The organism is Streptomyces sp. TSRI0281 (assembly GCF_001905125.1).
GTDB lineage: Bacteria > Actinomycetota > Actinomycetes > Streptomycetales > Streptomycetaceae > Streptomyces.
In genome coordinates, this window is sequence record NZ_LWLE01000034.1 from 39,114 (window position 1) to 61,545 (window position 22,432).

Annotated in this window: 23 protein-coding genes and 1 pseudogene; 17 read left to right on the forward strand and 7 right to left on the reverse strand. The window is 69.7% G+C overall.

Annotated features, from left to right (window positions below; genetic code table 11):
- Positions 1 to 347 precede the first annotated feature (347 nt).
- A complete protein-coding gene (locus A6A29_RS32065; RefSeq protein WP_079183111.1) occupies positions 348 to 1,430 on the forward strand; it encodes an acyl-CoA dehydrogenase family protein in 1,083 nt (360 codons plus the stop codon).
- On the opposite strand, the gene A6A29_RS32070 is transcribed toward A6A29_RS32065, so the two are convergent.
- Positions 1,418 to 1,798, reverse strand: coding sequence for a MerR family transcriptional regulator (locus tag A6A29_RS32070; RefSeq protein ID WP_073725579.1), 381 nt, complete (start codon positions 1,796 to 1,798; stop codon positions 1,418 to 1,420). The genes A6A29_RS32065 and A6A29_RS32070 overlap by 13 nt on opposite strands.
- Before the next feature lie 822 nt (positions 1,799 to 2,620).
- Between A6A29_RS32070 and A6A29_RS32075 the strand changes: the two genes are divergently transcribed.
- Positions 2,621 to 3,049 carry a hypothetical protein gene (locus A6A29_RS32075; RefSeq protein WP_073725581.1) on the forward strand — a complete coding sequence of 143 codons (429 nt, stop codon included), beginning with the start codon at positions 2,621 to 2,623 and terminating at the stop codon, positions 3,047 to 3,049.
- A 132-nt stretch (positions 3,050 to 3,181) separates the two neighbouring features.
- Here A6A29_RS32075 and A6A29_RS32080 read toward each other — a convergent pair whose 3' ends face one another.
- The gene (locus A6A29_RS32080) at positions 3,182 to 3,766 is read right to left on the reverse strand and encodes a hypothetical protein (RefSeq protein WP_073725583.1); all 585 of its coding nucleotides are present in this window, start codon (positions 3,764 to 3,766) and stop codon (positions 3,182 to 3,184) included.
- Positions 3,767 to 4,050: 284 nt separating this feature from the next.
- Between A6A29_RS32080 and hemL the strand changes: the two genes are divergently transcribed.
- From hemL to ccsB, 7 genes are all read left to right on the forward strand, one after another.
- Positions 4,051 to 5,358 (forward strand): glutamate-1-semialdehyde 2,1-aminomutase, encoded by a 1,308-nt coding sequence (gene hemL, locus A6A29_RS32085; protein ID WP_073725585.1) that lies wholly within the window; start codon positions 4,051 to 4,053, stop codon positions 5,356 to 5,358.
- Positions 5,355 to 6,080 (forward strand): histidine phosphatase family protein, encoded by a 726-nt coding sequence (locus A6A29_RS32090; RefSeq protein ID WP_073725587.1) that lies wholly within the window; start codon positions 5,355 to 5,357, stop codon positions 6,078 to 6,080. Before hemL ends, A6A29_RS32090 begins: the two co-directional genes overlap by 4 nt.
- A gap of 485 nt (positions 6,081 to 6,565) precedes the next feature.
- Positions 6,566 to 7,819, forward strand: coding sequence for a hypothetical protein (locus tag A6A29_RS32095; RefSeq protein ID WP_073725589.1), 1,254 nt, complete (start codon positions 6,566 to 6,568; stop codon positions 7,817 to 7,819).
- 67 nt (positions 7,820 to 7,886) lie between these two features.
- On the forward strand, positions 7,887 to 8,489 hold the full coding sequence (locus A6A29_RS32100) for a TlpA family protein disulfide reductase (protein ID WP_073725591.1): 603 nt from the start codon (positions 7,887 to 7,889) through the stop codon (positions 8,487 to 8,489).
- Between the two features lie 4 nt (positions 8,490 to 8,493).
- Entirely contained in the window at positions 8,494 to 9,249 is a 756-nt protein-coding gene (locus A6A29_RS32105; protein ID WP_073725593.1) for a cytochrome c biogenesis CcdA family protein, read from the forward strand.
- 4 nt (positions 9,250 to 9,253) lie between these two features.
- On the forward strand, positions 9,254 to 11,092 hold the full coding sequence (gene resB, locus A6A29_RS32110) for a cytochrome c biogenesis protein ResB (protein ID WP_073725595.1): 1,839 nt from the start codon (positions 9,254 to 9,256) through the stop codon (positions 11,090 to 11,092).
- Positions 11,089 to 12,177, forward strand: coding sequence for a c-type cytochrome biogenesis protein CcsB (ccsB, locus tag A6A29_RS32115; RefSeq protein ID WP_073725597.1), 1,089 nt, complete (start codon positions 11,089 to 11,091; stop codon positions 12,175 to 12,177). The genes resB and ccsB overlap by 4 nt, the downstream gene beginning before the upstream one ends.
- Before the next feature lie 111 nt (positions 12,178 to 12,288).
- On the opposite strand, the gene A6A29_RS32120 is transcribed toward ccsB, so the two are convergent.
- Positions 12,289 to 12,738 (reverse strand): nucleoside deaminase, encoded by a 450-nt coding sequence (locus A6A29_RS32120; protein ID WP_073725599.1) that lies wholly within the window; start codon positions 12,736 to 12,738, stop codon positions 12,289 to 12,291.
- The gene (locus A6A29_RS32125) at positions 12,735 to 14,081 is read right to left on the reverse strand and encodes an aldehyde dehydrogenase family protein (protein WP_073725601.1); all 1,347 of its coding nucleotides are present in this window, start codon (positions 14,079 to 14,081) and stop codon (positions 12,735 to 12,737) included. The genes A6A29_RS32120 and A6A29_RS32125 overlap by 4 nt, the downstream gene beginning before the upstream one ends.
- 135 nt (positions 14,082 to 14,216) lie before the next feature.
- On the opposite strand from A6A29_RS32125, the gene A6A29_RS32130 reads away from it, so the two are divergent.
- Complete coding sequence (locus A6A29_RS32130) at positions 14,217 to 14,657, forward strand: MarR family winged helix-turn-helix transcriptional regulator (RefSeq protein ID WP_073725603.1); 441 nt, start codon at positions 14,217 to 14,219, stop codon at positions 14,655 to 14,657.
- A 12-nt stretch (positions 14,658 to 14,669) separates the two neighbouring features.
- On the opposite strand, the gene A6A29_RS32135 is transcribed toward A6A29_RS32130, so the two are convergent.
- Complete coding sequence (locus tag A6A29_RS32135) at positions 14,670 to 15,077, reverse strand: PLD nuclease N-terminal domain-containing protein (protein WP_073725605.1); 408 nt, start codon at positions 15,075 to 15,077, stop codon at positions 14,670 to 14,672.
- Between the two features lie 143 nt (positions 15,078 to 15,220).
- Here A6A29_RS32135 and A6A29_RS32140 point away from each other — a divergent pair, with 143 nt between their 5' ends.
- Entirely contained in the window at positions 15,221 to 16,678 is a 1,458-nt protein-coding gene (locus A6A29_RS32140; RefSeq protein WP_073725607.1) for a menaquinone biosynthesis decarboxylase, read from the forward strand.
- Positions 16,675 to 17,592: a menaquinone biosynthesis prenyltransferase MqnP gene (gene mqnP / locus A6A29_RS32145; RefSeq protein ID WP_073725609.1), complete on the forward strand. Its 918-nt coding sequence runs from the start codon at positions 16,675 to 16,677 to the stop codon at positions 17,590 to 17,592. The genes A6A29_RS32140 and mqnP overlap by 4 nt, the downstream gene beginning before the upstream one ends.
- A gap of 129 nt (positions 17,593 to 17,721) precedes the next feature.
- Here mqnP and A6A29_RS32150 read toward each other — a convergent pair whose 3' ends face one another.
- Positions 17,722 to 18,345, reverse strand: a complete 624-nt coding sequence (locus tag A6A29_RS32150; RefSeq protein WP_073725611.1) for a rhomboid family intramembrane serine protease — start codon at positions 18,343 to 18,345, stop codon at positions 17,722 to 17,724.
- Between the two features lie 156 nt (positions 18,346 to 18,501).
- Between A6A29_RS32150 and A6A29_RS32155 the strand changes: the two genes are divergently transcribed.
- Entirely contained in the window at positions 18,502 to 19,185 is a 684-nt protein-coding gene (locus tag A6A29_RS32155) for a UbiX family flavin prenyltransferase (protein ID WP_073725613.1), read from the forward strand.
- 22 nt (positions 19,186 to 19,207) lie between these two features.
- Here A6A29_RS32155 and A6A29_RS47675 read toward each other — a convergent pair whose 3' ends face one another.
- Positions 19,208 to 19,342, reverse strand: coding sequence for a hypothetical protein (locus tag A6A29_RS47675; RefSeq protein WP_266805591.1), 135 nt, complete (start codon positions 19,340 to 19,342; stop codon positions 19,208 to 19,210).
- A gap of 129 nt (positions 19,343 to 19,471) precedes the next feature.
- Between A6A29_RS47675 and A6A29_RS32160 the strand changes: the two genes are divergently transcribed.
- From A6A29_RS32160 to A6A29_RS32175, 4 genes and pseudogenes are all read left to right on the forward strand, one after another.
- A complete protein-coding gene (locus A6A29_RS32160; protein ID WP_010063935.1) occupies positions 19,472 to 19,927 on the forward strand; it encodes an Lrp/AsnC family transcriptional regulator in 456 nt (151 codons plus the stop codon).
- Positions 19,928 to 19,975: 48 nt separating this feature from the next.
- Positions 19,976 to 21,139, forward strand: coding sequence for an aminofutalosine synthase MqnE (gene mqnE, locus A6A29_RS32165; protein WP_073725615.1), 1,164 nt, complete (start codon positions 19,976 to 19,978; stop codon positions 21,137 to 21,139).
- A gap of 213 nt (positions 21,140 to 21,352) precedes the next feature.
- Positions 21,353 to 21,871, forward strand: a pseudogene (locus A6A29_RS32170) (GNAT family N-acetyltransferase); the annotation flags it as partial.
- 257 nt (positions 21,872 to 22,128) lie between these two features.
- Positions 22,129 to 22,422 carry a DUF4229 domain-containing protein gene (locus A6A29_RS32175; protein ID WP_073725617.1) on the forward strand — a complete coding sequence of 98 codons (294 nt, stop codon included), beginning with the start codon at positions 22,129 to 22,131 and terminating at the stop codon, positions 22,420 to 22,422.
- Positions 22,423 to 22,432 lie beyond the last annotated feature (10 nt).

The following is a 22,432-nucleotide window of genomic DNA, read 5'->3' on the forward strand; positions in this document are numbered from 1 at the left end:
CGGGGGGTTCGCCGCCCTTGTCCGCGCCTGCCCGGGACCGTGCCTCCTTCAGGTCGATCTCCTCTGCCTCGGCGTGTCGGCGCGTCGGACAGGTCAGCTGAAGATCATTCTTCGGCCAATGAATGGCCGAATATGACTGCATGTATGTGCATGGGGGCGTGTGGGTGTGCGTGTGGCATTCGGTGTACGGCGGTCGGAGGGGCCGGTGCGCGGCGGTCCGGCCACTTGGTGAATACACCGTGTTCCCACGGCGGGTGCGGGGGAGAGTGGATCCACCGTACGAGCCAGTGACCGACCCAGGACGAGGGGACTGCCGCATGCATGGGGCGCCGGGTGAAGGAACCGCATTGGCCACCCCGCCGGAGCTGGCGGCCGAGCCGCTGGTCCGCGCGGTCACCGAGGTGGCGGTCGGTGTGCTGCGGCCCCTCGCCGAGCGGACCGCCCAGGAGGGCGTCACCCGCTCACATCTGGACGCGCTGGCCCGCTGCGGCGCCCACGGTCTCGTCAGCTACCGGCCCGCCCCCGACAGCGGTACGTCGCGGAGCCGGGTGACCCGCGAGGTGCACGAGATCCTGTCCGCCGTCGATCCCTCCACCTGGTTCGTCTTCACCCAGCACTACGCCCTGGTGAAGGCGCTGGAGAAGACCGCCAACACCGGGCTGAGAGACCGGTGGCTGCCGTCGCTGCTCACGGGCGGGACGCTGGCCACGGCCGGGTTCGCCTACCTGCGGCACCCGCGTCCCCCGGTGACCGCGGAGGAGACCGACGACGGGTGGCGGCTGCGGGGGCGGGTGCCGTGGATGACCGGCTGGGGCATCGCGGACGTGGCGATCATCGGGGCCGTCACCCCGGACGACCGGGCCCTGTTCGTACGGACCGGCTGCGCGCCCGGCAGCGGGCTCGTCCCGGTGGGGTCGCAGGCGCTCTGGGCGATGGAGGGGACCCACACCGCTTCGGTGGAACTACGGGATGTCGTCGTGCCGCCCGAGGACGTGATCTCCCTCGCGCCCCGGTCGGACTGGGCCCGCGACTACGACCTGGAGAACGCGAACTGTCACCCCGCCGTCCTCGGCCATGTCCGCGCCGCCGTCGACCTGTTGCTCGCGTCGGCGCCCCGCGCGGGCGCCCCGTTCGAGACCCTGGCCCACCGGGTGGCCGAGGAAGCGGTCCGGCTGCGCGCCGAGTCGTACGCACTGCGCGACGACCTGGCGCCCGAGGAGGAGGTCGCGGCCCGGATCGAGAACCGGGCCGCGATCCTGGACCTCGGGGTCCGGGCGGCCACCGCCTGTGTCGCGGCGGCGGGCGGCAGGGCCGTCCAGTTCGGCAACACGGCGGGGCGGCTGGCCAGGGAGGCGCAGTTCCATCTGATCCAGGCGCAGACTCCGCAACTGCGGGAGGCCACCGCCCGGCGCGCGCTTCAGGGCTTCTGAGGGGTCACGCCGGGTCCGCCCGAGCCACCGGGACCACCGGCGCCCTGCCCGGCCGCCGCGGTGCGGCGGAATTCGGCGTTTATGCGTTGGGCTTCCTCAAGTTGGTCCTCAAGGATGACGATGCGGCAGGCGGCCTCGACCGGGGTGCCCTGGTCGACGAGCTCACGTGCGCGGGCGGCGATCCGCAACTGGTAGCGCGAGTAGCGCCGGTGGCCGCCTTCGGAACGGAGCGGGGTAATCAGGCGGGCCTCTCCGATGGCACGGAGGAAGCCGGCCGTGGTGCCCAGCATCTCCGCCGCCCGGCCCATCGTGTAGGCGGGGTAGTCGTCATCGTCCAGTCGGCCGCCGAGCGGATTATCCGCTGTCATCTGCACCTCTTCTTGGGAACGCGTCGAGGGGCCCTGGTGCCGTACAGCACCAGGGCCCCGAAGGAAATTCAACACCATCTGCCGACGCTAGTGCCGCGCCGACCTTCTGTTTCCGCGGTTCGCCCTGGAGAAGGGCGGGAGCGCGGGGATCGCGATTGCGGTGACCGGGGACCAACCTTCCGTTCCGGGGTCTTGCGGTACCCGGGCTGCGTGCTTCTCACCCGGGCGATCCTGATGGCGCCTGCTTCCTCCGTTCTTCCCTCTGGTCTTCCTTCTGGGTCAACGTTCTGCCGAACCGGTGGTGCCGGCGGCGCCCCCTGGAACTGCGAGCACCTTGCCCGGCAGACCGTCCCGCCGCCCGCTTGCGTGGCCGGGCGGAGGACCCGAGTGCCGAACTCCTCGGCGCGGGCGCCCCGAGGTGCCTCTGCCGAGATACCGCGCACCACCGACTGCCCGGCAGTTCGTGTCTGCCGGACCCTTCGTGTTCTTGGCTACGAGAGAAACCATAGCCGCGCTCAGGGGTAATGTCTATCTTCGCAAGCGTAGATTTTGGCGGGCTGGAGACGCAGATAGTTTGACCCCAGTGATGGGGCGTCCTTCCCGCGTCCGCTCGTCGCACACCTGCGCCGCGCGACCGGCGGCGATCCGCCGGCGATCCGGCAGGGCGGGGCGGTCGGGCGGGGGTGGCGGCGATCCGGCAGGGCAGGGTGGGGCGGTCGGGCGGGGTGGCGGCAGTTCTGCGGGGCGGGGCGTTCCGTCGGCGGCCGTGCCGGGCGGGCGCCGTCTCCCGGCACGGCGGACCCCCGAATAGACTCCGCTCTCATGTCGAAGCCTGACGAACTGCTCGTTGACGTCGCCACGATGGTGGAGTCCGGACAAAGCAATCAGATGTCCCTGACCGTGGTTGTCGGCGGCACGGTCATCACCGGCCGCCTGGCCCCCGAAGCGGTGTGGAGGCGGCGTGTCGCGGAGGTACTGACGGATTCGGCCCAGCTGGGCGAGTTCTCCGGCACCTTCACCGCGTCGACCCCCGCCATGTCGGCCTCTGCCGCCCCCGCCACGTCGGCGTCGGCCGCGTCCTCCACGTCGGCCTGTGGCTCCGTGCGGAGGGACGGACCGCCCACGCACCTTCACTTCCACGTCGCCCGGATCCTGCAGGGCACGGTGGGCATCCCGGAGACGGGCGGGATGTACCGCGTCTCGATCGAGGACGTCGGTGCCTGGACCGTGGGCGACTTCAGCTACCACTGATCCATGTGATCCGGTGATCCACCGGCACGGAGACAGCCGATGAAAGCGATGAGGGCCCGGCCGACACCTGTCGGCCGGGCCCTCATCGCGTGGGCGGATCAGTGCCGGTTCGGGGCTGGACCGGGCTTCGGGTCAGGGCCAGACCAGGCAGTACGCCTGGTGCCCCGCGTCGTGCAGCCGGTGGGAGAAGTCCTGCCACTCGTGGAGCAGCTGGTAGACGTTGAACGCGTCGCGCGGTCCGCCGCGGTCGGGCACCGTGGACCAGATGAAGGCCGCCGCGCCGACCGATTCCTCACCGACGCCGCGCAGCGGGTCGACGACCGTCATGGGGAGCTTGACCACCGCGTAGTCGGGGTGCAGCACGACCAGTTCGAGCGGGGGGACCTTGTACAGGGGTATGCCCTGGATGCCGGTGAGGACCATGGCCGCCACCGTCTCCGGCTTGATCTTGCTGAACATGCCGCCCATGCCCAGCTCGTCGCCGCCCAGCTCCTCCGGGCGCATCGAAATGGGCACGCGTGCGGCGGTGGCCCCGTCGGGGGCACCGAAATACTTGTAGGTCACCCCCACCCGGCCACTGCTCCTGCTCCCCGGGCCTGCGGCGTTCCCCGCCTGCCTGCCCTGTGCGCGCTCAGCCTCGCGCCGGTGCCGCCCTCGTCGGGCAGGCTCGGGCCCCAGGTCGTCGGTCCCTTCGCCCACTCCGCCACCGCGATGCATATCTCATCCACCCGACTACTTCTTAGGAGACACAGCCCCCGCCGCGCAACCCGATCATCGTGTCAGTGACCTCCCCCACGGGCGTGCGGTGAAACACCTGTCCGCAAGACCGTCCGTGCCTCTGACACCATGGCATGTGTGAGCTTTCCCTATGACGCCTCAGTTTCGCAGACGTGAGAGGGTCGACGCCCTTTCGTGATACGGGGAGAGCGCGCTCCCTGCTCACCGGCGGCCGAGATTTCCGGCCCGGCCCTCCGACACCCGAATCGCAGATCAGGACCAAAGTGTCGTATTCATACGAAGCCCCAGTTTCGCAGTCGCTTTTCGACCGCGCGTCCGTCGTGACGCCCGGCGGCGTGAACTCTCCCGTGCGTGCCTTCCGGGCCGTGGGCGGTACGCCCCGGTTCATGGTGTCCGGCACCGGTCCGTACCTCACCGATGCCGACGGCCGCGAGTACGTCGACCTCGTGTGCTCGTGGGGGCCGATGATCCTCGGCCACTCCCACCCCGAGGTCATCGCCGCCGTCCAGGACGCGGTCGGGCGGGGTACCTCGTTCGGTACGCCCGGCGAGGGCGAGGTCGCGCTGGCCGAGGAGATCGTCTCCCGTATCGAGCCCGTCGAGCAGGTGCGCCTGGTCTCGTCCGGCACCGAGGCGACCATGTCCGCGATCCGGCTGGCCCGCGGTTTCACCGGCCGGGCCAAGGTCGTGAAGTTCGCCGGGTGCTACCACGGGCACGTCGACGCGCTGCTGGCCGCCGCAGGGTCCGGAGTCGCCACCTTCGGGCTGCCCGACACCCCCGGTGTCACGGGAGCCCAGGCCGGCGACACGATCGTGCTGCCGTACAACGACCTGGACGCCGTGCGGGCCGCGTTCGCCGCGCGGCCCGGCGAGATCGCCTGTGTGATCACCGAGGCGTCGCCCGGCAACATGGGCGTCGTCCCGCCGCTGGACGGCTTCAACGCCGGGCTCAAGGAGATCTGCGCGGCCAACGGGGCGCTCTACATCTCCGACGAGGTCATGACCGGATTCCGTACTTCGAAGGCCGGCTGGTACGGCGTCGACGGCGTCCGGCCCGACCTGATGACGTTCGGCAAGGTCATGGGCGGCGGCTTCCCCGCCGCGGCCTTCGGCGGGCGCGCCGACGTGATGGCGCACCTCGCCCCGGCCGGGCCCGTCTACCAGGCGGGCACCCTCTCCGGGAACCCCGTCGCCACCGCCGCCGGGCTCGCTCAGCTGCGCCTGCTGGACGACGCGGCGTACACGAAGATCGACGCGGTCTCCGCGGAGCTGCGGGGGCTGGTGAGCGAGGCGTTCACCAAGGAGGGCGTCGCGCACACGGTGTCGGCGGCCAGCAACATGTTCTCCGTGTTCTTCACCGACGAGCCCGTCCTCAACTACGAGGACGCGAAGAAGCAGGAAGCCTTCCGCTTCACCGCCTTCTTCCACTCGATGCTGGCCCAGGGCGTGTATCTGCCGCCGTCCGCCTTCGAGTCCTGGTTCGTCTCCACCGCCCACGACACGCAGGCCGTCGAGCGGATCGCCGCCGCCCTGCCCGCCGCGGCCCGTGCCGCATCGGAGGCCACCGCATGAGCGAGAACGGAAACCGCGAGGGCGCCGACCGCGAGGGCGCCGACCGCGCGCAGGACATCACCGTCGTCCACCTCATGCGCCACGGCGAGGTGCACAACCCGGAGGGCGTCCTCTACGGGCGGCGCCCCGGCTATCACCTCTCCGAGCTCGGCCGGAAGATGGCCGACCGGGTCGCCGAGCACCTGGAGAAGCGCGACATCACCCATGTCGTCGCCTCCCCGCTGGAGCGGGCCCAGGAGACGGCGACCCCGGTCGCCACGTCGCACGGTCTGGAACTGGCCACCGACGAACGCCTCATCGAGGCCGCCAACGTCTTCGAGGGCAAGACCTTCGGGGTCGGCGACGGGGCGCTGCGCAAGCCGGACAACTGGAAGCACCTGACGAATCCGTTCCGGCCGTCGTGGGGCGAGCCGTACATCGAGCAGGTCGTACGGATGATGGGCGCGCTGGACGCGGCACGCGACGCCGCGCGGGGGCACGAGGCGGTCTGCGTCAGCCATCAGCTGCCGATCTGGATCGTGCGGTCCTTCGTCGAGCGGCGGCGGCTGTGGCACGACCCGCGCAAGCGGCAGTGCACGCTGGCCTCGCTGACGAGCTTCACGTATCGGGGCGACAAGATCGTTTCGGTGGGGTACTCGGAGCCGGCGCGGGATCTGGTGCCGACGCATCTCCTGGCGGGGGCGAAGCCGGTGAAGGGGAAGTCGAAGGCGTTCGGGGCGTAGGCGGGGGTAGGGGGCTGCCCGGGTGCGTCCGGGGGCGCTTTGTCCTCAATCGCCGGACGGGCTTGATTTTGCCTGTGTGGGTGCGGCCGTGCGCCGGGTTGTCCTCGATCGCCGGACGGGCTTGGTGTGCGGACGGGCCTGATGTGTCTGTGCGGGTGCGGTCGCGTGCCGGGCTGTCCTCAATCGCCGGACGGGCTTGAGTGTGCCGGGTGGGCCTGATGCGCCTGTGCGGGTGCGGCCGTGCGTCGGGTTGTCCTCAATCGCCGGACGGGCTTGGTGTGCGGACGGGCTTGAGTGGTGCGGTGCACGGGTCCGGTGTGGCGGTGGGGGTGATGTGGGCTGGTCTCTTGATGTGCAGGATTCGTAAGGGTCTAGTCGCGTAACGAAAAATATGTTAATCGGGGGAACCCCCGTGTTGCTTCACCCATCTAAGCCTCTGCCAGTTTGTATGGACTTGAGGTAAAACGACCGCAGATGGGGACGGCATGCGCGAGATCAACCGAAGGGGACTGCTCGGAGCCGGACTGGGGGCCGCAGCCGCGATCGGAGTCGCGGGCTGTGGTTCCTTCGGCTCCGGGAGCGAGAGCCGGTCGGGCACCGGCAAGGGCGACCAGGGCACGGACGGGAACGGCCGCGGCAGCGGTGCCGGGAAGAAGGACGTCCGGCTGATCGGTGACGGTTCCACCGCCGATACCGGAAAGCAGCCGAATCAGCCCTCCGCCCCGGTTCGGCTCGAACCCGGTCAGACGCCTCCGCAGTTCGTGATCTTTTCCTGGGACGGCGCGGGCGAGGTCGGCAACGGGCTCTTCCCGCGCTTTCTCGAACTCGCCAAGGAACACGACGCGGCGATGACCTTCTTCCTCTCCGGGCTGTACCTCCTGCCCGAGTCGAAGAAGTCGCTGTACCGGCCGCCGAACAACCCCCGCGGCGCCTCCGACATCGGTTATCTCACCGACGGTCACGTCAAGGAGACGCTGAAGTACGTCCGCCAGGCATGGACCGACGGCCATGAGATCGGCACCCACTTCAACGGGCATTTCTGCGGCGGTTCCGGTTCCGTCGGCAACTGGACCCCCGCGCAATGGCACAGCGAGATCAATCAGGCGGTCTCGTTCGTCACCGAATGGCGGACCAACACCGGCTGGAACGACCTCGATCCGCTGCCTTTCGACTACCGCAAGGAACTCATCGGCGGCCGTACCCCCTGTCTGCTCGGCCAGGACAATCTGCTGCCGACGGCGAAGAAGCTGGGGTGGCGCTACGACGCGAGTTCGCCCGGCGGCCGTCAGATGTGGCCCGAGAAGCGCCAGGGTGTGTGGGATCTCCCGCTCCAGGGGATGCCGTTCCCCGGGCACTCCTTCGAGGTCCTCTCGATGGACTACAACATCCTCGCCAATCAGTCGAAGAACTCGACCAAGGGAATGCCCTCGCGCTATCCGGGGTGGCGCACCCAGGCCGCCGGTGCGTATCTCGCCGGTTTCCAGCGTGCGTACGAGAGCAATCGCGCACCCTTCTTCATCGGCAACCACTTCGAGGAGTGGAACGGCGGTATCTATATGGATGCCGTGGAAGAAGTGATCAAGAAGGTCGCCGGTAAGCCGGATGTGCGCCTCGTCTCCTTCCGGCAGTTCGTCGACTGGCTCGACGCGCAAGATCCGGCGGTGCTCGCGAAGCTCCGTTCGCTGGAGGTCGGTCAGTCGCCCGCAGGCGGCTGGAACACCTTCTTTAAACAGGCTTGACAAGGGGCTTTACGGGCACCGAGGGGGGTGCGGGAGATCGTGGAAACTGCCATGCGAAACTTTTCACATGAGCTCTGGCCGCGCATCCCGACGCCGCTTCACCCTGCTCGCCGCCACGGCCGTGGCCGGTGCCCTGACCCTGTCCGCGTGCGGGGACGGCAACAAGGCCGGTGGTGGCGGAAGCACGAACTTCGTCACCGGCAGCGGGGGCATCTCCACCGTCGCCAAGGGTGACCGGACCCCCGCGCCGAAGCTCGACGGAACGAGCCTGGACGGCAAGCCGCTCGACCTCGCCGACTACAAGGGCAAGGTCATCGTCCTGAACGCCTGGGGCTCCTGGTGCGGCCCCTGCCGCCTTGAGGCCAAGCACTTCGTGAAGGTGCAGGAGGAGACCGCGGACCAGGGCGTCCAGTTCATCGGGATCAATGTCCGGGACCCCCAGAAGGACCTGGCGGTGAACTTCGAGAAGGACTTCGGCGTCACGTACCCGAGCTTCCACGACCCGACCGGGAAGCTCATCCTCCGCTTCCCCAAGGGCACCCTGAACCTCCAGGCCATCCCCTCGACGGTCGTCATCGACCGCGACGGCAAGATCGCCGCCCGCACGCTCCAGGCCCTGAACGCGGAGAAGCTGCGCAAGATGATCGACCCGCTGATCGCGGAGAAGTGATCCGGTGATCACGCTCGCCGCGTCCAGCGGAACCGTCGAGGGCGGGGCACTGCTGGTGGCACTGCCGCTCGCCCTCCTCGCCGGGCTGGTCTCGTTCTTCTCGCCCTGTGTCCTGCCCCTGGTCCCCGGCTATCTGAGTTACGTCACCGGGGTCAGCGGCACCGACCTGGCCGAGGCCCGGCGCGGCCGGGTCGTCGCGGGCGCCTCGCTCTTCGTGCTCGGCTTCACCGCGGTCTTCGCCTCCAGCGGGGCGCTCTTCGGCTACTTCGGCCAGGAGCTCCAGGAACACTCCGGCGTGTTCAACAAGATCCTCGGCGCCCTGATGATCCTCATGGGGATCTTCTTCATGGGGCTGCTGCCCGGAGTGACGCAGCGCGAGTTCCGCTTCCACAAGCGGCCGGTGGCCGGACTGGCCGGAGCACCGCTGCTGGGCGCTCTGTTCGGGATCGGCTGGACACCCTGCATCGGCCCGACGCTCGCCTCCGTACTGACCCTCTCGTTCGACCAGGGCACCGCCGGACGCGGGGCGATACTCACCGTCGCGTACTGTCTCGGACTTGGCGTCCCGTTTGTCCTGGCGGCCGTCGCCTTCCGTAAGGCACTCGGCGCGTTCGGCTGGATCAAGCGCCACTACGCATGGGTCATGCGGATCGGCGGCGGCATGATGATCGTGACCGGAATCCTTCTGCTGACGGGCGTCTGGGCGACGCTCATGCAGGAGATGCAGGTCTGGTCCAACGGCTTCACTGTGGGGATCTGAGTTCATGAGCAAGACGAACACCACGGACGAGCGCGAGCAGGAGCGTGAGCTCGGCGCCGCCGGGGAACAGCTCTCCACCGCGCCGCGCGAGGAGCGCCCCGAGCGCGAGTCCGGCGGGACCGTGCCCGCCATGGGCGTCATCGGCTGGGCCCGCTGGTTCTGGCGCCAGCTCACCTCGATGCGGGTCGCGCTGATCCTGCTGTTCCTGCTGTCGCTCGGCGCCATCCCCGGCTCGCTGATCCCGCAGAACAGCGTGGACGAACTGAAGGTGCAGACCTTCAAGGAAGCCCACACCACTGTCACGCCGATCTACGAGAAGCTCCAGTTCTTCGACGTCTACAGCTCGGTGTGGTTCTCCGCGATCTACATCCTGCTGTTCATCTCGCTGATCGGCTGCATCGTGCCGCGCACCGGCCAGTTCATCGGCCAGCTGCGCAGCCGTCCGCCGGGCGCGCCGAAGCGGCTGACCCGGCTGCCCGCGTACACGACGTGGCGCACCGAGGCCGACCCCGAGCAGGTCCGCGAGGCGGCCCTCGCCACCCTGCGCGGACGGCGCTTCCGCTCGCACGCGGTGGGTGACGCGGTCGCCGCCGAGAAGGGCTATCTGCGCGAGGCCGGGAACCTGATGTTCCATGTGTCGCTCATCGTGATGCTGGTGGCCTTCGGCGCGGGTCAGCTCTTCAAGTTCGAGGGCGGCAAGCTGGTCGTCGAGGGTGACGGTTTCTCCAACACGCCCACCCAGTACGACGACGTCAAGCCGGGTTCGCTCTACGACCTCGACTCGCTCGTCCCGTTCAGCTTCACGCTCGACAACTTCGTCGGTACGTACGCGAAGAGCGGCCCGCAGCGCGGGACGCCCCGGACGTACGAGGCCCGTGTGACGTACTCCGAGGGTGCGTACGGCAAGCCGAAGAAGTCCGTCATCAAGGTCAACGAACCGCTGGTCGTCGACCACACCAAGGTCTATCTCAACGCGCACGGCTACGCCCCGGTCATCACCGTCAGGGACGGCAGGGGCAAGGTCGTCTCGCGGGGTGCCGTGCCGCTGCTGCCGATCGACAACAACGTCACCTCGACCGGCGCGATCAAGGTGATGGACGGCTACCGCGACAAGAACGGCAAGAAGACCCAGCTGGGATTCCAGGCATTCTTCGTCCCGACGTTCGCGGGCGACGGCATGGGCACGATGTTCTCCCAGTTCCCCGCCGCCGACTACCCGGTGCTGGCCCTGAACGGTTACCACGGGTCCCTCGGCGTCGACTCCGGGCTGCCGCAGAACGTGTACCAGCTCGACAAGAAGAACATGAAGGAGTTCAAGAACGCCGAGGGCAAGCAGCTCAAGGAGCGGCTGCGCCCCGGCGAGTCGATGAAGTTGCCCGACGGCGGCGGCTCGATCACCTTCGAGAGCGTCGAGGAGTGGGCGAGCTTCCAGATCTCGCGGCAGCCGGGCACCGGCTGGGCGCTCACCGGGGCCATCGCCGCCATCGCCGGACTCGCCGGTTCGCTGTTCATCCAGCGCCGCCGGGTGTGGGTGCGGGCGGTACGCGGAGCGGACGGTGTCACGGTCGTGGAGATGGCGGGTCTGGGCCGCAGCGAGTCCGCGAAGCTTCCCGAGGAGCTGGCCGACCTCGTGGCCGACCTCAACGCGGTGGCGCCCGTCGCGCCCGCCGCCCCGGCGCCCGACACTCCGGCGACCGACGCCCCCGACGCGTCCGACGACTCCGACGTGTCCGCTGTCGCGACCGGCGATCCGGCCGCGACCCATGACCCCGCTGTCGCGAGTGGCCCCGGGGCCGATCCCGTACAACCTGCCGAAAAGCCTGCCGAAGGGGCTGAGAAGTGAATCTCGCCGCCGCAACCAACGAGAATCTGGCGCACACCAGCAATGTGCTGATCTATTCGTCGATGGCCGTCTACACCCTGGCCTTCTTCGCACACATCGCGGAGTGGGTCTTCGGCAGCCGCAGCAAGGTCGGCCGTACCGCCGCCGCGCTGGCCGGGACCGGCGCCGAGAAGGCCGACTCCACGGTGAAGGTGCAGGTCGCCGGGAAGAACGGCGCCACCGCCGTGCTGGAACGCCCCGCGATCGTCACCCGTTCCGCGGCCGGGACCCGGGACGTCCCCGACGGCCCCGGCGCGGCCGGCGGCACGTTCAAGGGCGACATGTGGGGGCGGATCGCGATCTCCCTCACCGTCCTCGGCTTCCTGGTCGAGGCGGGCGGTGTCATCGCCCGCGCGCTGTCGGTGGAGCGGGCCCCCTGGGCCAACATGTACGAGTTCTCCATCACCTTCTCCACGGTGGTGGTCGGCGCGTACCTGGTGTTCCTCCTGCTGAAGAAGAACGTCCGCTGGATCGGTCTGCCGCTGGTCACCACGGTTCTGCTGGACCTGGGCATCGCGACCACCACGCTCTACACCGACAGCGACCAGCTGGTGCCCGCGCTGCACTCGTACTGGCTGTGGATCCATGTCTCCACCGCCATCATCTGCGGCGCCGTCTTCTACCTGGGCGCGGTCGGCACGGTGCTCTACCTGTTCCGTGACGGCTACGAGAACCGGCTCGCGAGCGGCGGTACGCCGGGGAAGTTCGCCACCTCGGTCATGGAGCGGCTGCCCTCCGCGTCGTCCCTGGACAAGTTCGCGTACCGGATCAACGCCGCCGTCTTCCCGCTGTGGACGTTCACGATCATCGCGGGCGCGATCTGGGCGGGCGACGCGTGGGGCCGCTACTGGGGCTGGGACCCCAAGGAGGTCTGGTCCTTCATCACCTGGGTCGCGTACGCCTGCTATCTGCACGCCCGCGCCACCGCCGGGTGGAAGGGCCGCAAGGCCGCCTACCTGGCGCTCGTCGCGTTCGGCTGCTGGCTGTTCAACTACTACGGCGTGAACATCTTCGTCACCGGCAAGCACTCCTACGCCGGAGTCTGAGACACAGCGGTACCCGAAACGGCTGCCCGCCCCCTGTGCACGGGGGCGGGCAGCCGTCTTTCGCGAGGGGGGCGGCGCGGACAGCCGTTCCTCGCCGGCCCTCTGGCGCGGTCAGCTCGCGCCGATGTCCTCGTTCCAGAGGTCCGGGCGCTCGCGGACGAAGTCCCGCATGAGCGCGGTGCATTCCGCGTCGTCGAGCAGCACGATCCCGACGCCGTGCCGGGCCAGCCAGTCGTGGCCGCCGCGGAAGGTCTCCGCCTCCCCGATCACGACCCGGGAGATCCCGAACTGCCGGACCAGGCCGCTGCAGTACCAGCAGGGCGAGAGGGTGGTCACCATCGTCGTACCCCGGTACGAGCGCTGCCGCCCGGCCGCACGGAACGCCGCCGTCTCCGCGTGCGCGGACGGATCGCCGTCCTGTACACGGCGGTTGCGGCCACGGCCCAGGAGGGTGCCGTCGGCCCCGAACAGGGCGGCGCCGATCGGTACGCCGCCCTCCGCCAGGCCGGCACGGGCCTCGGCGAGGGCGACCTTCAGCCAGGGCGCGTAGGGGCCGTTCACGCGGAAAGGGGGGTGTCCAGGACCGCCTTGCGGTGGCTGAACGTCTCCAGGGAGTACCGGCCGTGGTACCGGCCCATGCCGCTCTCGCCGACCCCGCCGAACGGCAGGTCGGAGACGGTCAGATGGGCCAGCGGCAGTCCGAGGCCGACGCCGCCCGAGGAGGTCTCGGCCAGCAGCCGGTCCCGTACGGCGGGTGATCCGGTGAAGGCGTACAGGGCGAGCGGCTTGTCCCGGTCGTTGATGAAGGCGATCGCCCCGTCGAGGCCGTCGACCGTCACGAGGGGCAGGATCGGCCCGAAGATCTCCTCGCGCATCACGGGCGCGTCCGGCGCGACGTCCGCGAGGACGGTCGGGGCGATGTACTTGGTGTCCCGGTCGTGGGCCCCGCCCGTCACCGTCCGCCCGGACCCCAGGAGCGCGGCCAGCCGGTCGAAGTGGCGTTCGTTCACGATCCGCCCGTACTCCGGGTGCGCCGAGGCGTCCGGCCCGTACAGCTCCTCGACGGCGGTGGCGAGCGCGTCCGCGAGGGCGGGGGCGGTCTCCGGGCCGGTCAGGACGTAGTCGGGGGCGACGCAGGTCTGGCCCGCGTTGAGGAACTTGCCCGCGGCGAGGCGGGCGGCGACCGTGTCCAGGTCCGTGTCCCCGTCCACGTACACCGGTGACTTGCCGCCCAGTTCCAGGGTGACCGGGGTGAGGTGCCTGGCGGCGGCGGCCATCACGATGCGGCCGACCGTGCCGTTGCCGGTGTAGAAGATGTGGTCGAAGCGCTGCTCCAGCAGTGCGGTGGTCTCCGGCACCGCGCCCTCGACGACGGCGACCTCGTCCGGGTCCAGGAAGCGCGGCAGCAGCCGGGCGACGGCGGCGGAGGTCGCGGGCGCCAGTTCGCTGGGCTTGGCCACCACACAGTTCCCGGCCGCCAGCGCGCCGACGACCGGCGCGAGCAGCAGCTGCACCGGGTAGTTCCACGGCGCGATCACGAGGACGACGCCGAGCGGGTCCAGCACGGTGTGGGCGGTGGCCCCGGTGGGGGCGAGATGGGCGGGTACGGGGGCGGGCTCGGGCCGCAGCCAGTCGGCGAGGTGCTCCAGGGTGTGGTCGATCTCCCGGACGGTGAAGTCGATCTCGGTGCGGTACGCCTCCTTGCGGCTCTTGCCCAGGTCGGCGCGGAGCGCGTCGGCGAGGTCGTCGCCGTGCTCGGTGAGCAGCGAGCGCAGCCGCAGCAGCCGGTCGGTGCGCCGGTGGAGGTCCCTGGTGCGGCCCGTGCGGAAGGTGGCGCGGAGGCGGGCGACGATGTCGGCGGGGGCCTCGGGCGCGGCCGGCCGGCCGGTGGGGGAGGTCTGCATGGGGGTGTACTCCTTACGGGACACGGGGGTGAGCGCAAAGGTTGATATGCTCAAGCAATACGTTTCATGTAACGGCCAAAAGTTGAGCATGTCAAATAAGTGTGTGCGGGTTACCGATCGAAGGATGACCGACCCATGCCCCAGGAACCGGCCCACCGCGCCGTCCCCACCCCGGACGAACTGCTGGAACCCCTGGCCGTCGTCGTCCGCGGACACCACGACGATCTCACCGCCGTCGCCGCCCGCCACGGCCTCAGCACCTCACAGGCGCGCGCCCTCATCGCACTGAACGCACCCCTGCCGATGAGCGCGCTCGCCGCGCACCTGGTCTGCGACGCGTCCAACGCCACCGGTCTCATCGGCCGCATGGAGGCCCGCGGCCTGGTCACCCGCACCCCGTCCCCCGAGGACCGCCGCTCGAAGGTCGCCGCCCGCACCGCGGAGGGCGCCGAGCTGGCCCACCGCATCCGCGCCGAGATGCGTGTCGTGCACGGAGCCCTGGAGGCGCTCACCCCCGAGGAGCGCACCGCACTGCTGCCCCTGCTCAACCGGCTGGGGCACCTGCTGTACCCGTGAGGGACCCGAAGGTCAGGAGGAAGCCGGCGGAGTGGGGTCCTCCGGGCCCGCGCTGCCCTCGCGGCGCTTGATCTCCTCCTCGCGGCGGCGCAGATCCGCCTCCCAGTCCTTGAGGAGCGACTCGTCCTTCTTGTTGTCGTCCTTCAGCCCCTTCAGGAACTCCGGGTTGTCGTCCGGCGCCACCCACTGGGTGCGGTGCCCGCGGTGCCACTCGGAGGGCGTACGGCCTCCGGCGGGCCCCTGGCGCACCTTGCCCGCGGCGAGCCAGACGATCGGGCCGACGATCCAGAACAGCAGGATGATGAAGACCCAGGCCACCTTCGGCAGGTGCTTGGCCTCGTCCTCCGGCGTGTTCAGACAGTCGATGAACGCATAGATCGTCAGCGCCAGCGGCAGCAGATAGATCAAGGCCCTGAGCATGGTGAGGCGTCCCCCTGAAAGCGGCGGCGGGATGTGATGACCCCGGTGACGCGGCCAGGCTACCGGCTGCGGGTGGACTTCCCGGGTCCGGAGTCGGGGGAGCCCCGGCGGGCGGCCGGGGCGGGGATGACAAACTGGACGGCATGGCTTACGACGATCTTCGCTCCCTGCTCCGGGCTCTTGAGCGTGAGGGCGATCTCAAGCGCATCAAGGCCGAGGTCGACCCGCACCTGGAGGTCGGCGAGATCGTCGACCGGGTGAACAAGGCGGGCGGGCCCGCCCTGCTCTTCGAGAACGTCAAGGGCGCTTCCATGCCCCTGGCCATGAACGTCTTCGGGACGGACCGGCGGCTGCTCAAGGCGCTGGGACTGACGTCGTACTCCGACATCAGCGACAAGATCGGCGGACTGCTCAAGCCGGAACTGCCGCAGGGCTTCGTCGGGGTGCGGGAAGCCTTCGGGAAGCTCGGCTCGATGGTGCACGTGCCGCCGAAGAAGGTGAAGGGCGACAGCGCCCCGGTCCAGGAGGTCGTCCTCACCGGGGACGACGTGGACCTGGACCGGCTGCCCGCGCTCTTCACCTGGCCCGAGGACGGCGGCTCCTTCTTCAACCTGGGCCTCACGCACACCAAGCACCCGGAGACCGGCGTACGCAATCTGGGGCTGTACCGGCTCCAGCGCCACGACAAGCGCACCATCGGCATGCACTGGCAGATCCACAAGGACAGCCGCAACCACTATCAGGTCGCCGCCAAGCGCGGGGAGCGGCTGCCGGTCGCCATCGCCTTCGGCGCACCGCCCGCGGTGACGTACGCCTCGACCGCACCACTGCCCGGGGACATCGACGAGTACCTCTTCGCCGGGTTCATCCAGGGCAAGCGGATCGAGATGGTCGACTGCAAGACCGTGCCGCTCCAGGTCCCCGCCCAGGCGGAGGTCGTCATCGAAGGGTGGCTGGAGCCCGGCGAGATGCTGCCGGAGGGACCCTTCGGCGACCACACCGGCTTCTACACCCCGCAGGAACCGTTCCCCGCACTGACCATCGACTGCGTGACCATGCGCAGGCGCCCGCTGCTCCAGTCGATCGTGGTGGGACGGCCGCCGACCGAGGACGGGCCGCTGGGGCGGGCCACCGAGCGGTTCTTCCTGCCGCTGCTCAAGATCATCGTGCCGGACATCGTGGACTACCACCTGCCGGAGTCGGGCGGCTTCCACAACTGCGCGATCGTCTCGATCGACAAGAAGTACCCCAAGCACGCCCAGAAGGTGATGAGTGCCGTCTGGGGCGCGCACATGATGTCGCTGACCAAGCTGATCGTCGTCGTGGACGCCGACTGTGACGTCCACGATCTGCACGAGGTCGCGTGGCGGGCGCTGGGCAACACCGACTACGCCCGTGACCTGACGGTCGTGGAGGGTCCGGTCGACCACCTCGACCACGCCTCCTACCAGCAGTTCTGGGGCGGCAAGGCGGGCATCGACGCGACGCGGAAGTGGCCCGAGGAGGGGTACACCCGGGACGGGGGATGGCCGGAGATGGTCGAGTCCGACCCGGAGACGGCGGCGAAGGTCGACCGCCGCTGGAAGGAATACGGACTGTGAGCGCCGCCGAGGCATCGCTCGGATCCGGCTCCGCGGAGCCGAGCGGCAGGGTCAAGGCGTTCCTGCGGCTCGTGATGATCGAGCACTCGGTCTTCGCGCTGCCCTTCGCGTACATCGCCGCGCTGACCGCGATGTTCCGGCTGGACGAGAACATCCACTGGGGCACGCTGCTGCTCGTCACCCTCGCGATGGTCGGGCTGCGCACGTTCGCGATGGCCGCCAACCGGATCATCGACCGGGAGATCGACGCCCGCAATCCGCGTACGGCGGGCCGGGAGCTGGTCACCGGAGCGGTGTCGGTGAAGTCGGCGTGGACGGGGGCGCTGGCCGCCCTGGTGGTCTTCCTCGGTGCGGCGGCTCTGCTGAACCCGCTGTGTCTGGTGCTCGCGCCGCTCGCGGTCGTGCCGATGGTGGTCTACCCGTACGGCAAGCGGTTCACGAACTACCCGCACGCGATCCTGGGCGTCGCGCAGGCCATCGGACCGGTCGGCGCCTGGCTCGCGGTGACCGGCAACTGGTCGTGGGACGCGGTGATCCTGGGGCTCGCCGTCGGTATCTGGATCGGCGGGTTCGACCTGATCTTCGCCTGCCAGGACGTGCGGGCGGACCGGGCCCACGGGGTGCTGTCGGTGCCCGCCCGCTTCGGGATTCCGGCCGCGCTGTGGGGCGCGCGGGTCTGCCATGTGATCACGACCGGGATGCTGGTCTGGTTCGGGCTGGCCACGGGCGCGGAGCACTTCTACTGGATCGGGATGGCGGTCGTCGCCGTGGCGTTCGTGTACGAGCACCGGGTGGTGCGACCGCACGATCTGTCCCGGCTCAACCGTGCCTTCTTCTCCGTCAACGGCTTCATCGGGATCGCCCTCTTCGCGTGCGCGCTGCTCGACCTGCTGATGCGCGGCCTCACGCCGTGACGGCGGCGGGTCTCGTCCATGCGCGGCCTCACGCCGAGACGGCGGCGGGTCTTGTCCATGCGCGGCCTCACGCCGTGACGGCGGCGGGCGCGTGGCCGGGCGTGCGGTGGGGCGAGTGCGGGGGTCGCCTCACGCCGTGACGGCGTGGGGGGTGCGGCGGGAGCGGCGGAAGGCGAAGGCCGCGCCGACACCGCCGATCAGACCGAAGAGGTGGCCCTGCCAGCTGATGCCGGAGTCGGTGGGCAGTACGCCCCAGAGCAGGGAGCCGTAGACCGCGGCGATGACGACGCCGACCACGATGTCGAGCGGTCTGCGGTCCACGAAACCGCGGACCAGCAGATAGCCGAAGAGGCCGAAGACCACCCCGGACGCGCCGAGGGTCACGGTGTCCGGGGGCGCGGTCAGCCAGACGCCGAGTCCGCTGACCAGAATGACCGTGAGGACCACGGCGGCGAATCTCCGGATGCCCGCCAGCGCCGCGATGAAGCCGAGGACCAGCAGCGGGACGCTGTTGGAGGCGACATGGTCCCAGCCGCCGTGCAGGAACGCGGACGGCACGATGTCCCGCAGTTCGGCCGGTTCGCGCGGTGTGACGCCGTAGGTGTCGAGGGCGTGTCCGGTCGCCGTGTCGATGCCTTCGAGGATCCACAGCAGGGCGACCCAGCCCACCATGACCGCACCGGCCGTCCTGGCCCGTGCGCCGGTGCTCGTCGTGGTGGTCGTGGTGGTGGCGGTCGTACGGAATTCGTTCATGGCTGGCCCCTGCCCCCGGCGTGCCCGTCACCCTGAGGAACGTCCGTCACCTCCGCCCGGTTCCGCCCGGTTCCGGGCGGTGTACACGGACGTGTTCCGGGTGCGGTGTACGCAGACGTGGCGGATAGGCTCGCGGGTGTGGAATCCGGGACTTCAGTGACTCATCGGCAGCGGCGGCCTTGGATTGTCGGGGTGTCCGGGGCCTCAGGGACTCCGTTCGCGGCCGCCGTCCTGCGCGGGCTGCTGGCGGCGGGCGAGAGCGTGGATCTGGTGGTGAGCCGTGCCTCGCGGCTGACACTGCTGGACGAGACCGGGATCGCCTTCCGTGACGCGCACTGGCGACAGGATCTGCGGACGTGGCTGGCGCGGGGGGCGGACGGGAAGCCGGACACCTTCGAGGTGGGCGGGGCCGAGCTGGACCGGGTGCGGCACTGGGCCGCCGGTGATCTGGCGGCCGGGCCGTCCTCGGGGTCGTACCCGGCGCGGGGGATGCTGATCGTTCCGGCCTCGACCGCCTGTGTGGCCGGGGTGGCGCTCGGCCTGTCGAAGGACCTGTTGCAGCGGGCCGCGAGCGTGACGCTCAAGGAGCGGCGCCCGCTGGTCGTCGCGGTGCGCGAGACGCCGCTGAGCGGTCAAACGCTGAAACAGATGGTGGCTCTGGACGAGGCGGGCGCCGTGGTGCTGCCCGCCTCTCCGGCGTTCTACGCGGGGGCGACGCACATCCAGGATCTGGTGGACTTCGTCGCCGGGCGGGTGCTGGACGCGGCAGGAGTGCCGCATCGGCTGTACCGCCGCTGGGAGGGAGAGCTCGGTGGTGGCTCTCGCGGCTCGGAGGGCTGAGCGCGGGGCCGGCCCGGTGGGGTCAGCGCTTCTTCGGGCCACGCGGGTTGCGCGTCTTGTCGACGCGGTGCGCGGCGGCGGGCTGGTGGGCACGCGAGCGGTTGGCCAGGTCCTGCAGCTCGCGCATCCGGGCGTAGGCCATCTCGATCGTGTACACGGTGTCACTCCTGAAGATTCGAAAGCATTTCTTGGATGTTCTGAAAGATTTGCAGGGTTCGGACCCTGCATGCCTTAGATTCTACACGTAAACTCGCGGTACTGCTGAACAATGGAAGGTTCCAGTCATATGGACGCGGTGGACAGGCAGCTCATCCAGGCCCTCAGGGAGAACGGCAGGGCCTCGTACGCCGAGCTGGGACGGCTCGTCGGGCTCTCCGGGCCCAGCGTCACCGACCGCATCAACCGGCTGGAAACCGCCGGGGTCATCACCGGGTACCGCGCCACCGTCGACTCCGCCTCGCTGGGCCTCGGCGTCACCGCGCTGATCGGCATCTCGCTCTCGGACGCGGCCGACCACGAGGACGTCGCGCGCCGGCTGAAGGACCTCGCGGAGATCGAGGACTGCTGGTTCATCGCGGGCGACGACTCGTACATGCTCAAGGTGCGGGTCGGCGACGTGGACGGCCTGGAGAAGACGATCCGCAGGCTGAGCGGTACGAAGGGCGTCTCCCGGACCCGTACCACGATCGTGCTCTCCACCAAGTGGGAGAACCGGGTCGGGGAACTCCCGGAGGAGTCGTAGGCGTACGGTGGACGAAGTCTGTTACGGAGAGATATGGGAGGCGCCCTAGTGGACGCGGGACTCAAGCGCGAGCTGGAGGAGAAGGTCCGGGCCGACGAGCGGCTGACCCGCGAGGACGGGATCGCCCTCTACGAGTCCGACGACCTGGCGTGGCTCGGCGGGCTGGCTCATGAGGTGCGCACGCGCAAGAACGGCGACGTCGTGCACTTCAACGTCAACCGTCACCTCAACATGACGAACGTGTGCACCGCGTCGTGCGCGTACTGCTCGTTCCAGCGCAAGCCGGGCGAGAAGGACGCGTACACGATGCGCATCGAGGAGGCCGTCCGCCTCGCCAAGGCGATGGAGAACGAGAACCTCACCGAGCTGCACATCGTCAACGGGCTGCACCCCACCCTCCCGTGGCGCTACTACCCGCGCTCGCTCAGCGCGCTGAAGGAAGCCCTGCCGAACGTGGGGCTCAAGGCGTTCACGGCGACGGAGATCCACCACTTCGAGACGATCTCCGGCCTCACCGCCTCCGAGATCCTCGACGAGCTGATCGAGGCCGGTCTGGAATCGCTGACCGGCGGCGGCGCGGAGATCTTCGACTGGGAGATCCGCCAGCACATCGTCGACCACGACACCCACTGGGAGGACTGGTCGCGCATCCACCGTCTCGCGCACGAGAAGGGGCTCAAGACCCCGGCGACGATGCTGTACGGGCACATCGAGGAGCCCCGTCACCGCGTCGATCACGTGCTGCGGCTGCGGGAGATGCAGGACGAGACCGGCGGTTTCCAGGTCTTCATCCCGCTGCGCTACCAGCACGACTTCGTGGACATGAAGGACGGCAAGGTCCGCAACAAGCTCCAGGCGCGTACGACGATGGCGACCGGTGCCGAGGCGCTGAAGACCTTCGCGGTCTCCCGGCTGCTGTTCGACAACGTCCCGCACGTCAAGGTGTTCTGGGTGATGCACGGCGTGCAGACCGCCCAGCTCGCGCTCCAGCACGGCGCGGACGACATGGACGGGTCGGTCGTCGAGTACAAGATCACGCACGACGCGGACAACTACGGCACACCGAACAAGCTCGGCCGCGAGGACCTGCTGGACCTGATCCGCGACGCGGGCTTCCGGCCCGTCGAGCGGAACACCTGGTACGAGATCCTCCGCGAGTACCCGGGCCCGGACGCCGGACGGCGCGAGGAGCCGCAGCCGATGCGCGTCTGACGTCGCGTCCGCGTTGTGCGTCGGCGTCGCGTCGTGCGTCTGGTCGTACATAGGCGTCCGGTCGTACGCAGGCGTCCCGTAGCGCGTCGGCGTCTGGTCGTACGTAGCGTCGCGTCTCGTTGTACGAAAGCCCTGGCCGCCGTCCCGGCCGGGGCTTTCTCGCGTTTCGGACGGGGGTTGAGGGCGGCGAGACGTAATGGTTACTCTCGCCCTATGGCGCTTACATTCACGCTGGACCCCGCGTTCGACCGGGCCCTCCACGACGGCATCATCGAGCTGTGGGCCGATGTCACCGACGCGGGCGGCGCCGTCGGCTTCGTACCGCCCGCCGACGCCGAGGAGATCCGGCCGGAGCTGCTCAAGCACCTGGTCTCGATCGTCGAGGGCCGCACCCGGCTGCTCGTCGGCTTCGACGAGGACGGCGGTGTCGCCGCCACCGCCTTCCTCGCCCTCAACTCCCACCGGCTGATGACCCACTGGATCTGGCTCTACACGGTCATGGTCCACCCTCGTCACCAGGGCCGGGGTCATGGTCGCGAGCTGATGGCCGCGGCGGCCGACGCGGCCCGCGGGCTCGCCGGGGTCGAGGCCATCCGCCTCACCTGCCGGGGCGGCACCGGGGCCGACCGCTTCTACGCCTCCTGCGGCTACAAGGAAGTGGGCCGGGTGCCGGGCGCGATCCGGGTGACCGACGGGGACGACCGCGACGACGTCATCATGCTTCTCCCGCTCCACGGACAGGCTGCCGCGCCGATCCCGCTGCCCGGACAGGCTGCCGCGCCGATCCCGCTCCACGGACAGGCTGCCGCGCCGATCCCGCTGCCCGGCTGACTCCCGCCCCGCCGCCCTGCGTGCCCCGCCCGCCCCGCTGCCCTTGCGCCCTGCCGCCCGGCAACCCTGTGAACCACGAGAATTCGGGGCATGCTTCACTGGTCGGGCAGGAAATGCATCGTGAGATACGTCGAGCGTACGTAGAGAGAGGGTCAGCCGTGTCCGCTGCCAAGCCGAGCGCAACGATCCGGTACACGGCGTTGCGCGTGTTGATCTTCGTCGGCTGTTTCTTCGTCGCCGGCGTGGCCGTCCACTTCGGCCTGCTGCCCTCCGGGCTCGCGGGGTCCAACTTCGTGTGGGTCATCCTGCTCGGCCTGCTTCTCTCCGCGCCGCTCAGCTATGTGCTGCTGCGCAAGCAGCGTGACGAGATGTCCGCGCAGCTCATCACCACGGTCGACCGGACCAAGGCCCGCCTCGAAGCGAACCGGACCCGCGAGGACGCTGTCCAGTAGTCGCCGCCGG

Coding starts and splice junctions, on each gene's coding strand:
- A6A29_RS32070 (WP_073725579.1), bottom strand. CDS start 1,798: ATGACAGCGGATAATCCGCTCGGCGGCCGACTGGACGATGACGACTAC.
- A6A29_RS32075 (WP_073725581.1), top strand. CDS start 2,621: ATGTCGAAGCCTGACGAACTGCTCGTTGACGTCGCCACGATGGTGGAG.
- A6A29_RS32080 (WP_073725583.1), bottom strand. CDS start 3,766: ATGCATCGCGGTGGCGGAGTGGGCGAAGGGACCGACGACCTGGGGCCC.
- A6A29_RS32090 (WP_073725587.1), top strand. CDS start 5,355: ATGAGCGAGAACGGAAACCGCGAGGGCGCCGACCGCGAGGGCGCCGAC.
- A6A29_RS32095 (WP_073725589.1), top strand. CDS start 6,566: ATGCGCGAGATCAACCGAAGGGGACTGCTCGGAGCCGGACTGGGGGCC.
- A6A29_RS32100 (WP_073725591.1), top strand. CDS start 7,887: ATGAGCTCTGGCCGCGCATCCCGACGCCGCTTCACCCTGCTCGCCGCC.
- resB (WP_073725595.1), top strand. CDS start 9,254: ATGAGCAAGACGAACACCACGGACGAGCGCGAGCAGGAGCGTGAGCTC.
- A6A29_RS32125 (WP_073725601.1), bottom strand. CDS start 14,081: ATGCAGACCTCCCCCACCGGCCGGCCGGCCGCGCCCGAGGCCCCCGCC.
- A6A29_RS32130 (WP_073725603.1), top strand. CDS start 14,217: ATGCCCCAGGAACCGGCCCACCGCGCCGTCCCCACCCCGGACGAACTG.
- A6A29_RS32135 (WP_073725605.1), bottom strand. CDS start 15,077: ATGCTCAGGGCCTTGATCTATCTGCTGCCGCTGGCGCTGACGATCTAT.
- A6A29_RS32140 (WP_073725607.1), top strand. CDS start 15,221: ATGGCTTACGACGATCTTCGCTCCCTGCTCCGGGCTCTTGAGCGTGAG.
- A6A29_RS32150 (WP_073725611.1), bottom strand. CDS start 18,345: ATGAACGAATTCCGTACGACCGCCACCACCACGACCACCACGACGAGC.
- A6A29_RS32160 (WP_010063935.1), top strand. CDS start 19,472: ATGGACGCGGTGGACAGGCAGCTCATCCAGGCCCTCAGGGAGAACGGC.